Origin of the sequence: uncultured Methanospirillum sp., from assembly GCF_963668415.2 — an archaeon.
Lineage (GTDB): Archaea > Halobacteriota > Methanomicrobia > Methanomicrobiales > Methanospirillaceae > Methanospirillum.
The window spans coordinates 791,045-806,792 of sequence record NZ_CAXXDL010000001.1; the positions used below are offsets into that span (position 1 = coordinate 791,045).

Sequence of the window (15,748 nt, forward strand, 5' to 3'; positions counted from 1 at the left end):
AGTGATCTTAAGAACAATCTTAAGAACACGGCGGTAGAATCATGAGATGATGAGCGTTCCAAGAAGAGTCTTTTTTACCCGGGGTGTCGGCATTCACAAAGATCGGCTGGCCTCCTTCGAAGCTGCACTCCGATCTGCGGGTATTGAGATGTTCAACCTCGTCTATGTATCATCAATATTTCCACCCAAGTGCACTGAAGTTACCAGGCTTGAAGGACTTCGGAGTCTGAACCCGGGTGAGATCGTCTATGCAGTTATGGCACGGGCGGATACCAATGAACCAAACCGCCTGGTCAGTGCTGCAGTCGGACTTGCTCTGCCTAAAGAGCAGGATCATTACGGATACCTCTCTGAACATCACACCTATGGTGAGACTGAAACCCAGTCAGGGGAGTATGCAGAGGATCTGGCAGCAACGATGCTGGCCACCACACTTGGGATAGAATTTGATCCTGACACAGCCTGGCAGGAGCGGGAACAGATCTATAAGGCCAGCGGCAAGATCATCGAGACCTCGCACATCTGTCAGTCAGCAAAAGGGGATGTTTCAGGGAAGTGGACAACGGTAATCGCTGCAGCAGTATTTGTAATGGAATAACCCCATATGCGAGGTTATCCACAGAAAGAACATAATTACGCAATATATTTAATCTATACACCAAATAGTTCTACTATCAGGATTCCGGTATGATATGGAACCCTGAATGAATTAGACAGGGATGGGGTATTGAGCGACTATGGACACCGCTAATAGGCGTGAACTGAAAAATCTTCTCAGGCGGGGGGAGGATGCTCTTCTTCGACGTGACTACGAGCGGGCGTCAACGTATTTCAGGCGGGCATATACAACAGACCCGGGAAATATTACGGCCATAACAAACCTGGGATATGTGTACGCAAAAATGGGCCGGTTCTCGCATGCCCAGAAATGCTTCATCACAGCACTGGATATTGATCCTGATAACCCGATCGCAAGGAAGAACCTTAGTCTTCTGATGAGTCCGGAGGAAGAAAGGCGGACTGCATCCCCACAAGTACGAGGAAGGCCGGGAGAGGAGATCTTTCTCAGGTACCTTGAGTGGGGAAACCTGCAGATGAAGCAGGGCAACTATTATGCTGCAATCCAGTATTTCAAACAGGCAAGCAGAATTCATCCTGATTTCATCGAACCGCACCTGAAGATAGGTATCAGTTACGAAGAGCTTAAAGAGTGGGCAGCAGCTGCAGGTGCCTTTACCGATGCCCTTGACATCTTCCCAAAAGACCCTGTTGCGCAGGAACACCTTGACAGATGCAGAGGAATGACTTCAGATGATCTGCATCAGGGGCATGAGGACGATGCCCCCCCACTGGTATCATCTGGTAAGATACCACCTATCAGCTTAGAAGTGAAACCAGAGGAGGATCATCAGTCAGCTCCTCCCGTCCCAGAGAAAGAAGCAGTAGTGAACATGCCCGGATCCACCTCATCAAAGGAGGATAGTGCAACACCGGAAAAACCAAAGTCTGAAGATGAGATGATCCGGTCTATTCTTGATCAGTACAGTGATCTGATGAGCTCTGGGAAATCTTCAGATAAAGGACAGAAGACCGACACTGGGGATATGATTCCTGAAAAGGAAGAACCCAAAACTCCGGAACCACAGGCTCCGCCAGTTGTATCAAGCCAGCCACCCGCCAGCAGTGATGATATTGTCAGCAGCATCCTGATGCAGTACCAGGATGATATTATAGACGAAGGTCAGGCTGCATCGCCCGCTCCTGAACCGGCATCAACAGAGCAGGATCAGGTACCGCATACAGGTAGTGCACCATTAAGTGGAGAGAAGAACGAAATGAGTCCGGCACAATCCAGTGGGATAAGGGTCGATCTTAACGATGACCAGAAAGACGCTCTGCGGGAACTTGGAAATATCGGAGCGTCTCATGCAGCAACTACGCTCTCCACCATGCTGAACACGCCAATCATGCTGAATGTTCCTGAGATCAGCATCACGGATTTTGAACATATCAATGCAGAGATCTCTCAGGAAAATTCTGCCATGGGCATATTTACCATGGAAGGGCAGATGGCGAAGGCCGGATATGTTATCCTGCACGTTCCCAGAGAGTCTGTCGTGCTCATGACAAGTATCATGCTTGGTATGCCTGCAGATCCGGCACGGGAACTGAACGAGATGGATGAGAGTGCCATCACAGAGATCGGTAATATCATGGTCTCTGCATTTCTGGACGGGACTGCAGAACTGCTCGGGATCATCATGCTCCCCTCTCCACCCCGGACAATATTTGACCTGCCAAAAAATGTCTTTGACCTGATCATCAAGGAGAGCAACATCCTATACGATAATGTCGTCTTCTTCAGAACCGAACTGCTCTGTGATGAGCATGAACTCAATCTGAACATCTTCATGCTTCCAAATCCCCCGGTTCTTCAGGAGATCGTGCGAATGCTTGAGAAGATTATTGAAGATTCAGCTCAGGGCCAATAACACTTTTTTTCGTAAAAACAGATTATATCTCACGGATGGCGCCATCAGCCTGACGGATAACAAGGCGTCCCCCTTCTTTTGGAAAATAGGTTATTGTGCGGCCTACTGTTCCACCGATGTCTTCCCTGATGATCGGTATCGAGTTTGCCTTGAGAAGGTCACGTAAGGCATCAACATTCCGCTCGCCGATGTTGAGATTTCCTGAAAAATTCTGAAACATAGAGGCGCCACCTGCCAGTTTCGCCTTCAATGAAGAACTCTTAACGCCCTTAACTGCAAGATCCTTGAGAAGAATCGTAACCGCGGTATCAGCGTACTTACCCTCACGCTCTCCGGGTTTGCCACTCGATTTCGGGAGCATGACATGAGCAAGTCCGCCGATCTTCTTCTCTTCATCATGAAGGATCAGACCTACACATGACCCAAGGCCGATAGAAGTCATCACCGAACTTCCTACCGACCACTCACCAATGCCAATGATGATCAGATCTTTCTGATCCCGTGTTAATATCGGCGGTGTCGTCATGCTACAACCTGAACTGGATTATCCGGATGTGGAGATCACACTGTCCATTCGCGCAAACAACTCGTTGAGCAGCCCTTTGCTGGGAAGCAGAATAATGTTTGCGCTGATGTTGTACTCAGCACATTGAAGTTCGGTCTTGAAGAGTACCACCTCATCCACGTTTTCATCGATCTCCTGGGTGGCGATGATCGTCTGAAGTGCTGCATGAGGCATGTCAATAACCATGGACGGGGGTGACGGGATCATGATGATCGAGAGCAGGGTTGCACATGCATCCAGGAATGAGGAGGTCATGATGTTGCCGATCTCGTTAAGGGCACTCTTATCCATATCATCGATCTCCCTTTCAGAGACACTCTGACCAAGCATAATGCTCGTCAGTCTGATGATAGACTCTTTTGGAATATGTATGATGATGTACCCGTTTCCTGCCAACTGACCCTGGATCTGGAACACAACCATTGCTGCTGCTACATCATCCAGATAATACCGGAGATTCTGAAGTTGCACAAGAATGATCTCAGGCACATGAATCGAGATCAGGGTATTCAGGATAGTGGAGAGTGTGGTCGCTGCGTGGGATGCGCCGATATTACCGAGTTCACGCAGTTCATCGGCTTGCATGTCGGTTATCAGATGCTCTACGTCAGATATCACATTGTTCTTCATGACCTTCTTCACCCTTCTGCCTGAACTCTTCCTTGCTGCTTTCTGACCTGAACTTTCCCGCAGTATCGCCTTGACATCAAGAACAGGAACAACCTCACCATCTCCGGGAATCGTGACCCCGCTTACTCCATCACATGTACCCACGAACTTGGAGAGAGGCTTGATGACAACCTCCTGCTGGCCTTCAATAAGATCAGCAATGATGGCACCCTTCCGGTTCTGGTTCTGCAGAACCACGATGACCTCTTCATTCTGAGACCTGCCAAACATGTCATCCAGCCGGTAGAGAACGATGATCTCATCGCGCATCAGAATCCCTTCTCCATGGCCGATGTTCTGGATCGGGAAGGCTGCAAGACTCGCCACTTCAGCCACATTGGTGATCGGGATCGCACACCTGCGATTGTTGATCCTGATCATCATCACCATGACAATTGCCATGGTCGGCGGGAGGACAAGCTCAAACCGGCTTCCCTGCCCGAACACAGACTCCAGTTTGATCGTTCCCTGCAGAGAGGCAATGGTTGTCTTGACCACATCAAGTCCGACCCCTCTGCCGCTGATATCGGTGATCTTATCGGCAGTGGAGAAGCCGGGAAGGAAGAGGAGATCGTTGATCTCTGTCTCTGACATGGCAGCCAGCGCATCTTCGGTTGCGAGGCCGCGCTCAAGTGCCTTCTTCTTGATCTTCTCCTGGTTGATGCCTGCCCCATCGTCCTCTATGACGATGACAACATTATCTTTGTCACGTGAAGCTGAGAGCTTAAGGGTCCCTTTCGGAGGTTTTCCGTTCTTAATACGAACATCAGGTGGCTCAATCCCATGATCCAGTCCGTTTCTGATCAGGTGAAGAAGGGGATCATTGAGGCCATCCATCACACTCCGATCAAGTTCAGTGTCACCACCTTCGACAATGAAATCAACCTCTTTTCCCTCTTTGGTTGCAATATCACGGACGGTCCGCGGGAACCGGTTGAAGATATGGTTGAGCGGAATCATCCTGATGTCCATCATCATGACCTGGAGATCAGCAACAGATCTCCCCACCATGTTGAGGGTTTCATCAAGTTCCTTGATCTTGTACTCCTGGGCGATCTGCTCAAGCCTGCCACGGTTGATCACCAGATCCTCAACCAGATTCATCATATGGTCGAGCCGATCGATGTCCACCCTGATGTTCTTGACTTCACGTTTCTTCTCGACTTTTTCACCAGCAGAGATACGAGAAGGGGCAAGCGTTCCGTTCTGATGATCCTCCAGCCCGATACCTGCCAGACCCGGACCTGATACCTCCTGAATAGGAGTGAACGATGAACTTTTAATGTCAGATCCTTTTAGATATGCTTTGACACTCTCTTCAGATATCTCTGAACCATTAAGTTCAAGATCAAAGATACCTGAAAAGGTTCCACTATCCTCAATCACTTCACGACGCGGTGAGAAGTTTGTGAGGGTACCATGTGACTCGAGATTCTGGAGAATCAGCATGGCACGAAGATTTTTCGAGTCAACCGCAGGAGAAAGTTCGATATGGATCGCATATCGCTTCTCATGCTCTGAACCAGGTGCCAATATCGCAGCATTACCAGGTTGAGTGAGTGACTCTGTTTCTGTCAGTGAAAACGATCTGATGTCAGATATCGCTAAAATTGTTTCTACTGCCTGCTTTCCTGCATTGGTGACAAGGGTGAGATCGATAGTCCCTTCAAATACAGGATCATCTTCTACTATGGTTCTTTCAGGAGAAATTGCAGAGATGACACCTATACTCTCCAGGTTCTGAAGGATCAGCATCGAGCGCAGGTTTTTGCTGTCTACTTCTGGTGAGAGTTCGATATGAAGGTTATATTCAATATTGCCAGCCTGATCGTATGACTCATATGCTGGGTTTTCGTACATGTCACCGGCAGGCTCAGGAGAGACCGGAGCTCCTGACTCTTCAGAATCCTTCTTTCCCCCTGAAGCCGGCGCCGCAACCGAACCTGATAACCAGGCTTTCAATGCAGAAACACGAGCCTCGCGATGTTCTAGAAGCCCGTCCCCGCCAGCCTCGACATCATCGATCATAGCCTCAATGTCATCAACTCCGGCGAGCAGATCATCCATGAGAGCCTGGCTTACCTGCAGGTTGCCACTACGGATCTGGGAGAATACATCTTCAAGTGCATGACAGATCTCCTCCATGTGCATAAAACCCATGGAGGCAGACATACCCTTCAGTGAATGTGCAGAGCGGAATATCTCATCAATGGCATGAGAGTCGGTCCCCTGCTCAAGAATCAGAAGGTTACTGACAATGCCTTCATGGTTCTCCCGTGATTCAGCAACATACAGGCTTCGGTATGCGTCAAGATCTGACATTCATCACCCTGAGATGCTTTTAACAAACTCTTCGATCTTTCCGGGAATATTTTTCAGAGGCATTACATGATCAACAGCTTCTCGCTGGAGTGCAGACCTGGCCATCCCGTATACCAGACAGTCTTCCTGCCTGCAGACAATAGTGATGCCTCCTGCTTTTTTTATGGCTTCAGTCCCTTCTCCACCATCATTACCCATCCCGGACAGGATAGCAGAGACACTTCTGCCACCAAACACCTGGGCTGCAGAGACAAACGTCTTGTCAACCGCTGGTTTCACATTATGTACCGGAGGAGAGTCAGCATGCACGATCTTACCACCCTGCACACCCCCCTTGTCAAGGTATGATGAAACAATGGTGTGATACCCAGCCTTTGAGATGAAGACCATGCCACGTTTGAGAATGTCACCATTCTCGGTCTCCTTAATCCGAAGCGGGGAGATACGATCTAGCCGTGCTGCCAGTGCAGCAGTAAAACCACCCTTTGGCATGTGCTGAGTTATGATAACAGCAGCATTCAGATCCGCAGGCAGGTTGGAGACAACCACATCAAGCATCGGCGGTCCTCCTGCAGAGGATCCTATGAGCACGATATTTTTTGCGATCTCATCCTTCGATGCTGGTTTTGAAGTGACGTAGGCGATTGTGCAGATGTTTTTGATCTTTGATCTCAGTTCAGCGCCAATTTCCCGGATATTTTTAATTCCCCGGGGTTTTAACATGAAATCATCAGCACCAAGTGACATCGCCTTCTTGGTCATCTCAGCACCTTCAGAGGTGAGAGAACTCAGCATGAGAGTGCGGGGAAATGGTGAGAACTCACGTTTTCTCTCCAGCACACCGATCCCATCAAGCTTGGGCATCTCAATATCAAGCGTGATGAGATCTGGTTTTAACTCACGAATCTTCTCAAGAGCCTCCATTCCATCTGAGGCAACCCCGACGACCTGAATTTCAGGATCGCCGGCCAGCATATCCTGTACTACTGTCCTGATAAAGAGAGAGTCGTCGATGATGAGAACCCGAATCATGTTACGATGCACCAAGAACGTTGGCGATCTCCTCAAGGACTTTGGGAGCCTGGAATGGCTTAACTATGTATCCTCTGGCGCCACTTTTAATCGCCAGTTTTACCATCTGTTCCTGACCAACCGCCGTACACATAATGACCTTGGCGTTGGTATCGAGGGTCTTGATCGCTTTCAAGGCCTCAATTCCATTCATCTTTGGCATGACAACATCCATGGTAACAAGATCTGGTTTCAGATCCCGGTACTTGTTCACACCAATATCTCCATCCTCTGCCTCTCCCACAATCTCGTGTCCACCGGCAGAGAGGATATTTTTTAATAATGTCCGCATAAAGAGGGTATCATCGACAATGAGGATTCTTCCCATAGGTGAACGCTTCCTCCTATGATTAAGAAGCTGCGTACTGGTAAAAGTATTTTGTATTGAAGCCAGTCTTATGACGGTGGTTTCAATGCATCAGTTATGTATCTAACCCCTTTCGGGGTGAGCTGTACTTCTTTGCGGATCATCACCACATCGACCAGCTTCAACTTCAAAAGAGTATCGTAAATAACGTCCAGTTCTTTGGCAGAGAGGCTCAGCATGTTCTCAATTGACTTCGTGTCCATACCGCTGTAGATGAGCATGGCAACCTGGGCAGTCTGGGCATCAAGCTGATCCAGTTCGGAGCCCTTCATGTCCATCTCCTTGGTTGCATCACGAAGGAAGTTATACAGGACCTGAAGTGTAGAGAGCGGACAGAGTACGAACGAGGTCACCACCTCACTATTCTCAAGGTGATCAACCTTCACCACATCAAGTTTCTTGTGTTGCAGTTCACGCTTGGTCAGTTCAAGACTGGCAACTTCCTTGAGCGGAACACAGATCATCTTCTCCTGACTCACAAACCATATACCGGTCTTGAGAACTGCTATAGCCCCCTTCTCCCACTTCGCATTGGTGACCAGAACACCACCCCTGATGGCAGGTGACATAAAGTGTGCCATTAGCCGGTAGGCATTGCAGGCCATGATGATCTTCTTGTTCAGAACCTGCAGAACCTTCTCGACTGATGCAATCTTGTATATCTTTTCAGATTTGTCTGAACCAGTAACGATGAGGGTGTCTACCTGACCCCGTTGCTGGAGATCAACAATACTCCGGAAGGAGATCTCAAGATTGTATGGATCCTTGAGGATGAGACTATCCTTGGCTATCTCGATCTTTGATGTAACCCAGGAACCGCCTTTCTCCAGTTTGACCGGAACTTCTGCCATTGAACCCCTGTACTGAAATATCTATGCCGCTATTATTTGTTCTTTGCTTTTTTAGTAATGATTTTCATGATATCCTCAAGTTCTTCTGCCAGTTCTTCGGCAGTAACATGGACATCCTTGAGATCCCTGAGCAGCACATCATCATCACGTTTCTTCAGATCGCTGATATCGGCCTTGAGCGAAGCGATCAGGTCATCGTCACCAAGGCCACCTTTGCCCTGGGATAACTCGAACTGTTCTTCCCCTCCCCCAGAGTCATCCTCTCCCCCGTACATATAGGGGGTATCTTCAGAAGAACTGTAAGAGGCGAGATCACTTCCGCTGATTGAATCACCACCCTCCATAGTTGAGATGATCTCACCACCTGAATCGGATCCGATCTCTATCGTACTTGAGTAGATCTCATCGATCTCATCAGAGGGTTCTTCAGTGTCAAGCACCACATCCTCCTCTTCAGCGCTCGTGGTGATATCCATCCTGCGAACCTGTTCTTCAGAGGGAAGTTCCTGCATGACATCGGTATCACCGTAGGGTGTCCGCACCGAATCAAACTCAGGATTCACGGACTCAAGTTCAGCATCGATATCCAGACTGTCATCAAGATCCAGCCCGTCAAGCAGATCATCTCCAATATTATCCTCATTTTTCCGGGATTCACCTGAAACAGATGAGCCAGACCCTGATATGTCTCCGGCTTCATCCGGCTCTTCCGTCTTCTGCTTTTTAGCAGGCTTTTCTTTCTTATCAGGTTTTCCGGAAGACTTTGGAAGAGAAAGGTTCACAGAAGGGAGAGACGGCATCTTTGGAAGTTTTTGCATCAGGCCTGAAAAGAAACCCCCACCGGCACCTTTTGATGCAGATGTCTTCTCACTCTTTGGTTTTGACTTCTTTGGTTTCGGCTTTCGGTTTTTAAGTCGTATCCGCAGATCTTTGATCACTTCAGAGAGGATGAGCATACCGGTTGCAACCATCAGACCGATCGCTAGTCCGATCACGACCATCATCAGGTAAAGAACCGGGATATCAAATATCAGGAGAATTGAACCGCCGAGCACTATCGTAACAAAGATGATGAGACGGCGGGTTGAGTCAGTTAATTGCACCATCTTTATACTCCTTCAAAGGTGGGAATCTTGAAGAAGATTCCGATAATGATCGGGGCAATTATATAGATTATTCCGGTTGTTGCACAGAGAAGACTTGCAAAAAAGTAGATTAGAGATTTATCCCCGCCATAAACTACTTTTCCGGCAAATATGTTCGCTATCGTCAGCATGGTGATAGTGATCACCACGTACGTGCCGATTACTTTTGAATCAAAGTTTGCGAACACGAAGAGACTTCCCGAAACAGATGAGGCAATCGAAGCTCCCTGGCCGGCTGTCAGCGCTGCACTGCTCTCCCCAAGAGTAGCCATCTTTGATGTGATGGCATCAGACATAATAACCAGGATCTGAAAGAGAAAGAGGAAGATCCCCACCATCATTGCGTGCATAGGAACGAGAAGAACAATAAAACCCATCGACAGGGTGTGCCGGTGTTCACGCAGAAGGACCTGATCAAGCATGGACGAACTGACAATCTCACCGATCTTCTCAGCTTTTCCGCCTATCTGAATAGAATCACGGTAGATATTCAGGTACTTGTAGATCAGATAACTCCCGCTGTCATTTATGAACCGCTGCCAGCTCTGCTTGTCACTGAGGCCAAGGTTAAGTTTGGTGTACACTCCGTTGACCAGAGGTTCCAGGTACTTCAAGGATTTTTTATCAATGTCTGCAAGTGCCGGGGCCATTGTTGTCCCCTTTCCACCCTGAATTGCACCGACACTGCGGATGAATGTAGGAAACTCTGCATCTCTGAGTGTGATGTTACCATCATCGATGAAGCCGATGACTCCAAGTGGGAAGAGCAGCATCCCGATGAGCATGAGAATGAGCCCGTAATTCATCCCGAGTAGCAGGAGCAAGATTACAATTATGGCAAGTATCGGGACAACCTTACGCTCCATCCGATGAACCATATTCTGTTCAGGAGAGCCCTGCGGAAGTCCGTGGGTCTTTGGATCACCGGGGACTGCTTTGTACATCGTAGTGATCCCAAGCACCGATATTGAGAATATGATAAGATACGAGACAGACAATGTTCCCTGCACATCAGTTGGGGCGTATATTGCAATTGAGACCATGATGATGATGCCGACCAGAGAGCCCGAGAAGAGCATAGAGACATAGGCATCACCCCATTTCTTCAGCATCTCAAGACCCTGCTCATATGTTGACCGGTACACATTTCGGATTGTATCAAGTTCACGGGTCAGGAAATCCTCATCCGGAACCCCTGACTCGATCGCGTTTGCATACCGGTTGACCATTGAGAAGAGCATCTCGTTCTGGATCTTTTTTGCTACATTGACAAGTGCCTCAACATAGCTATACCCCCATCGTTTGACCAGAATATCTGCACGATAAATGAACTTGGTTGAGACATACTCACGACGTGCTCCGGTATAGGCAAAGATCTCAGGTCGGGATGCATTGGCAGTGATGATCGCAGCCATGTAGGTGAGCATGAAGAGCAGATCAGAGCCCATCATCTTGTCTTCAACAAAAAATTTATACATCTTGGCCCGAAAGGCCTGAACAGTCCCTTCAAACGGAATAGTCCCGTTATTTGACTGTCGTATCCGATCCAGAAGACTCTCTAGCACGATATTCAATTCCTTATATTTCGATATTGAGCAGGCCTTGCTTCTTGAGCTTAGTCAGCATGTTATGAAGTTCCATAAAATCAGTGTATCCGGCTTTGTGAAGTCGCTCAAGAATCTTGGCACGTTTTTCGACTTCCATATAGATCTGGGCTTTTTTATGTTCAGGAATACCAAGCATTGTTGCGATCTTGCTCTCCAGAAGATAACTCGAACCTTTCCCTGTGAATTCGTGAGTATCGGTGACCGGGTCCCAGGTGAATACCTGCACGAAGGAGAAACCACCGCTCTCCGGATCATACCCAACAAGTTCACTTACGGCCAGCTGACGACGCACCATACTTCCATCAGGTCTTCTCACCGCACTCTGAATAACCACCAGATTTAAATTATCAATGAAAGTTTTTGGAATACTGATCGGATCACCGGTAAGACGCTGGATAAGTTTTTCTACCGATGCAGCGTGGAACGTCGACATCACAGGGTGACCGGTCTGCATGGCACCAAAAGCAACTGCTCCTTCAACTCCACGGATCTCTCCAACAATGATCATATTCGGGCGCTGACGAAGTGCTGCTCGGAGCAGATCGAACATGGTTACATCCCCTCCCTCACCTTCACCTTTTCCTTTCCCTTTGGAAACTTCTCGTGACCAATTCCGGTGAGGGATCATCACTTCCGGTGTATCTTCTATACTAACAATCTTCCCTTCAGGTGAGATGAACGTGGTAAGTGCATTCATACTTGTTGTCTTGCCACTCGCAGTCTCGCCAGACATGAACATGGACATCCCGTTTTCTATACAGATCCAGAGATATGCTGCAAGGGAATAACTGCAGGTTCCAAACTCAACCAGTTTGGTAATGGAGATGACATCATCCATTGCCTTACGTATGGTGAAGTTACTCCCTCTCCTGCTGATCTCAGATGAGTATACAATATTGATACGGGACCCATCCGGTAGAGTCGCATCAACAATCGGATTTCGGTAGGTGATTGGACGCCTGGATTTTTCTGCTAATTTGATACAAAAATCATCAAGAAGAGGTTCTGAATCAAATCCTACAACAGATTTCAGACCTTTGAAGATCTTATGCTCGATGAAGATCGGGCCCAGACCATCACAGGTGATATCTTCAATAAAGTTATCAGAGATAAAGGGGAAGAGAACTCCGACATCGATCTTATCCCTGATCATCTGGTACTCGATTGCTTCAAACTCCTGAGGACTGACAATGATCCTTCCATCTGCCAGATGAGGAACATCGGTAAAGATATGACTCTCTTCAGGCTCTTCTTTTGCAGTCAGATCAGTTGAGAGAAATGATTTGAACTTGTCAGAAAATGATTGTGGCCCTTCTATTTTAAGAAGTGAGGGATCTATTGCCTGCCCTGGTTTTTTTACGTAAAGAACCTGTCTGAGGAGCCTTTTCAGGACCACAGTCCTCTCTTCTGCAGTGACCGGATCCTCATCAAGAGCATCAAGAAGATCAACGAGCCTGTACTCTATTGCCGGAAGAAGGTTGCCGATATTGTGAAGAAATGACGGTTCAATCGGGATATAATAATTCCTGACATCAGTCGGATCAAAGAAGATATGGATAAAGATCGGTGGCTTTGCCGGATAGATCAGGTTGGGATCCTTGATGCCTTTGAGATCACGCTTTAATTCCGAAAAAAAGAGCGGAATACCAAATTCATCCACAGGGAATATATGAAGGTATTCAAGAAGATGCGGGTAATTTTTGGCATACTCCTTGGCATTGGCAGGGAGCATACGGTAGAGAGCACAGGAATCAGGGTTTATGAGACACTCTTCAGTGTCATGACTCTCTGCCTCCTGAAAGGGGGCCTTCCCCTGGATGATCAATCTTGCCATGATCAGACTTTTGCCAGGGAGACCGGGATGATCTTCATCCCATAACCGGGGTGTACTTCGAAACTTACCAGGTTACCCGTTGTCTTTCGTGCACCCCTGACCTTCACCACTTCAAGGACCATGACATACTTGTCACCCATCAACTTACGCATCATCAGAAGGTGGGCATCACAGATCGACCTGACCCTGGTGAGGGTTTCATCAGAGAAGGCATAACTGTGCATCGTGATAAGGATGGTCTTTCCCTGATCACAGATGTTTTTCGCCTGTGTCAGGAACGAGAGAACCGCTTCCTGACTGGTATATTCAGTAAATATTGTGAGTGAATCGATGATTGCGACATCAGCATTACTGAACTTGACATGCATAATGATCCGTTCAAGGATGTCATTCATCGCATCAGGAGTCCACTTGAACTCTACAAGGTGGCAGTGAAAGAGACGGATATATCCCCACGCAAAGAAGTCAGATATGTCAAGTGACATTGACTCCATCTGGGTAAGAAAACTCTTCGTGGTCAGTTCTGTTGAGAAGAGATCCACACGCAGATTATTGCGCATGCTTCCGGAGATGATCTGCTGGGTAAAAACGCTCTTCCCGGTATCATTCTCACCCTCTATGAGAATCAGTGAACCAAGCGGTAGTCCATCAGCGATCTTTTTATCGATCTCCGCATTTCCTGTTGTCAGAATCCGCTTCTCTTCCTTTCCGAGAAGCTCTGAAATATCTGCCGACTGACCCTCAGAGCCGGCTGAGAGATCGAGTTCTGCCATGTATGAATTCCCCCGTAGTACTACTCTGCAGTGAGGTTAATAGATATTCCTAAAGGTATCAGAGATTGGTAGAAGCAGTGATCCCATTTGGTGTGACAACCTTGGTCCAGTTCGGGATCCTATCATCTGTTAAGTTAATGCGAAGTTCAAGAGTTTCTGATGGATCCCACATATTTTTGTTTACTTTGTCATTCAAAAAATCATATGTGAATCCCGGGGAGCTGGCACTTGTATACCTACTCAAGGTTTTTGTCCCGATACCCTGATAGACATACATATCAAATCGGGATAAATCAGACCCTCTATAAGTGGTGCTGCCGGTATTATTCAGATCTACAACAAGCCACCATTTCGTATTATAGCCAACTGTGGTTGAATCGATATGAATTTGTGATTGATGCAAAGAGTCCTGAATAGCACTCATCTCAATCTGAGAGTTCATTGTTGATTCAGCAATCATCAGAATTCCGGCAGCAACCACATACCCTCCGATTAAAATCAGAAGTAATGCTGCTGCCCCGGTTATTAGAGATGATGCCACATCAGGTAACTCCGATCAGATGTTCGTAGAGAATGTGGTCAAACGACGGACACCATTCGGAGTAGTGAATGAAAAGTAAATCGGGTCTCCATTATTAATCGTGCCCGGACTTTTTACACTCACTTGTAATGTCTCTCCGACATCCCAATACCCGTTATTAGTAGTATCTGTCAGGCCATATCCAAACCCATCTGGGTATGACAAATCAGTAACCTGAGCATTATTTACTCCATAAAAGATATCTGATTTTTGAATATCATATATTGAAAGCCGATTTGCGCCAACATTTTTCATCCAAACCGTCACATTCGCAGATGGAGAAACAGATGCATACGTGTTGATAATTCTAAAATCAGTCGTCATTTTATTTTCAGCTGATTTTGATACTGCTCCAAAGGTATCACCTGCCGAAAAGATAGCTGGCAATATCGCAGCAATCAGGAAGGCAGCCCCCACTGCCGCCCCAATCAGAAGAATCGATGACGATATCGCTTCTCCAGCCATTGTTCAGATTACTCGCGGGTTGGAATATATTCAAATTCCGAGTCGTCTTCGCTGAGGTTCTCTGCATCCTCAAGTCTGCCTGCAGGAGCAGAGACCTTCCGCTTCTCAATCAGGACATCAAGCATGTCACGGTCAAGACCCGGATCCTCAGGCTGCAGAATGCGGTTCAGTTCGTACAATGCGAGAACAAACTCATCCGCCTTCATCTCATGAACTTCTCCAATAGATGGGGCCATTAAACGCGCAATATCCTTGACCTGTTTGCAGTGATCATCTGATATGTGGCCCATCTCTTTGTATGATTCGAGCATAAGGTCAACACGATCATGCCCGTACCGTTTGACATTACTGGATGTCCACTCGAACAGGCTGTATACCTTTTGAATTTTCACCTTCTCACGCGGCTTTTTGGGTTTGGTCTGATCACGCTGGGCAGGTTCTGCAAATAACTGGTTCCGTAATGATTCAAGCATTCCCTTTTCTGCAGCGAGTGAAGAGAGAGCAGAAGATACTCCTGCCATCTGGTTTCCACTGCCTCCCATGGACAGCCCCCCGCTGTCCATAGGTCCGGCTCCTCCGGCCGACTCCATCATATCAGGTTCATCACTCATTGAACTGCTCTCCGATATCGTTTCAACCGCTGGTTCCTCGTCATAATCATCGATGTACCCCTCCATTGGAGTTGGTGTTGAGGCATGCTGCCCCACAAACTCCACCGGGTTACCTTTGAGGGCCTGAACAAGCGGGTTTTCCGCATCGTTCATTCGTTCACGAATGTCTATGAGCAGGCGCTTGATCGAGGTCTTGAGCAGTTCTACCTCGTCCCTCAGCTTAAGAAGTTGAATCTCCGGATCTTCCGAAGACGCTGACGAGATGATGCTGTCGACCTGCGCCTGGTTGACTGCCATAGTGATCTATCAGTTACTATCTGAGATATTTAATAGTTAGGACCTGAAAAATAAGGATTATTATAAAAAGATTTTATTAAAATTCAGAATTATTCCAGA

At 47.5% G+C, this 15,748-nt stretch carries 14 protein-coding genes; 2 read left to right on the forward strand and 12 right to left on the reverse strand.

Annotated elements, in window-relative coordinates; translation table 11 throughout:
- Positions 1–49 precede the first annotated feature (49 nt).
- Positions 50–598: a pyruvoyl-dependent arginine decarboxylase gene (locus ACHZA2_RS03660; protein ID WP_319540939.1), complete on the forward strand. Its 549-nt coding sequence runs from the start codon at positions 50–52 to the stop codon at positions 596–598.
- Between the two features lie 139 nt (positions 599–737).
- Positions 738–2,492, forward strand: a complete 1,755-nt coding sequence (locus ACHZA2_RS03665) for a tetratricopeptide repeat protein (protein WP_319578574.1) — start codon at positions 738–740, stop codon at positions 2,490–2,492.
- A gap of 22 nt (positions 2,493–2,514) precedes the next feature.
- Here the strand turns inward: ACHZA2_RS03665 and ACHZA2_RS03670 are convergent, their stop codons facing one another.
- The 12 genes from ACHZA2_RS03670 to ACHZA2_RS03725 all read right to left on the reverse strand — a co-directional run bounded on the left by ACHZA2_RS03670 (position 2,515) and on the right by ACHZA2_RS03725 (position 15,649).
- The gene (locus ACHZA2_RS03670; protein ID WP_319540100.1) at positions 2,515–3,018 is read right to left on the reverse strand and encodes a chemotaxis protein CheD; all 504 of its coding nucleotides are present in this window, start codon (positions 3,016–3,018) and stop codon (positions 2,515–2,517) included.
- 18 nt (positions 3,019–3,036) lie between these two features.
- Positions 3,037–6,048: a chemotaxis protein CheW gene (locus tag ACHZA2_RS03675; protein ID WP_319578575.1), complete on the reverse strand. Its 3,012-nt coding sequence runs from the start codon at positions 6,046–6,048 to the stop codon at positions 3,037–3,039.
- A gap of 3 nt (positions 6,049–6,051) precedes the next feature.
- Entirely contained in the window at positions 6,052–7,080 is a 1,029-nt protein-coding gene (gene cheB / locus ACHZA2_RS03680; protein ID WP_319578576.1) for a chemotaxis-specific protein-glutamate methyltransferase CheB, read from the reverse strand.
- Position 7,081: 1 nt separating this feature from the next.
- On the reverse strand, positions 7,082–7,447 hold the full coding sequence (locus ACHZA2_RS03685; RefSeq protein ID WP_109968301.1) for a response regulator: 366 nt from the start codon (positions 7,445–7,447) through the stop codon (positions 7,082–7,084).
- A 68-nt stretch (positions 7,448–7,515) separates the two neighbouring features.
- Positions 7,516–8,337, reverse strand: coding sequence for a CheF family chemotaxis protein (locus ACHZA2_RS03690; protein WP_319540097.1), 822 nt, complete (start codon positions 8,335–8,337; stop codon positions 7,516–7,518).
- A 32-nt stretch (positions 8,338–8,369) separates the two neighbouring features.
- Positions 8,370–9,443, reverse strand: coding sequence for an MFS transporter (locus ACHZA2_RS03695; RefSeq protein ID WP_319578577.1), 1,074 nt, complete (start codon positions 9,441–9,443; stop codon positions 8,370–8,372).
- Between the two features lie 2 nt (positions 9,444–9,445).
- On the reverse strand, positions 9,446–11,047 hold the full coding sequence (gene flaJ, locus ACHZA2_RS03700) for an archaellar assembly protein FlaJ (protein ID WP_319578578.1): 1,602 nt from the start codon (positions 11,045–11,047) through the stop codon (positions 9,446–9,448).
- A 13-nt stretch (positions 11,048–11,060) separates the two neighbouring features.
- Entirely contained in the window at positions 11,061–12,923 is a 1,863-nt protein-coding gene (locus tag ACHZA2_RS03705; protein WP_319540094.1) for a type II/IV secretion system ATPase subunit, read from the reverse strand.
- A gap of 2 nt (positions 12,924–12,925) precedes the next feature.
- Positions 12,926–13,696 carry an ATPase domain-containing protein gene (locus ACHZA2_RS03710; RefSeq protein ID WP_109968305.1) on the reverse strand — a complete coding sequence of 257 codons (771 nt, stop codon included), beginning with the start codon at positions 13,694–13,696 and terminating at the stop codon, positions 12,926–12,928.
- Positions 13,697–13,754: 58 nt separating this feature from the next.
- Positions 13,755–14,237 (reverse strand): hypothetical protein, encoded by a 483-nt coding sequence (locus ACHZA2_RS03715; RefSeq protein WP_319578579.1) that lies wholly within the window; start codon positions 14,235–14,237, stop codon positions 13,755–13,757.
- A 15-nt stretch (positions 14,238–14,252) separates the two neighbouring features.
- Positions 14,253–14,741, reverse strand: coding sequence for a hypothetical protein (locus tag ACHZA2_RS03720; RefSeq protein WP_319578580.1), 489 nt, complete (start codon positions 14,739–14,741; stop codon positions 14,253–14,255).
- 8 nt (positions 14,742–14,749) lie between these two features.
- Positions 14,750–15,649: a hypothetical protein gene (locus ACHZA2_RS03725; RefSeq protein WP_319578581.1), complete on the reverse strand. Its 900-nt coding sequence runs from the start codon at positions 15,647–15,649 to the stop codon at positions 14,750–14,752.
- Between the last annotated feature and the right edge of the window lie 99 nt (positions 15,650–15,748).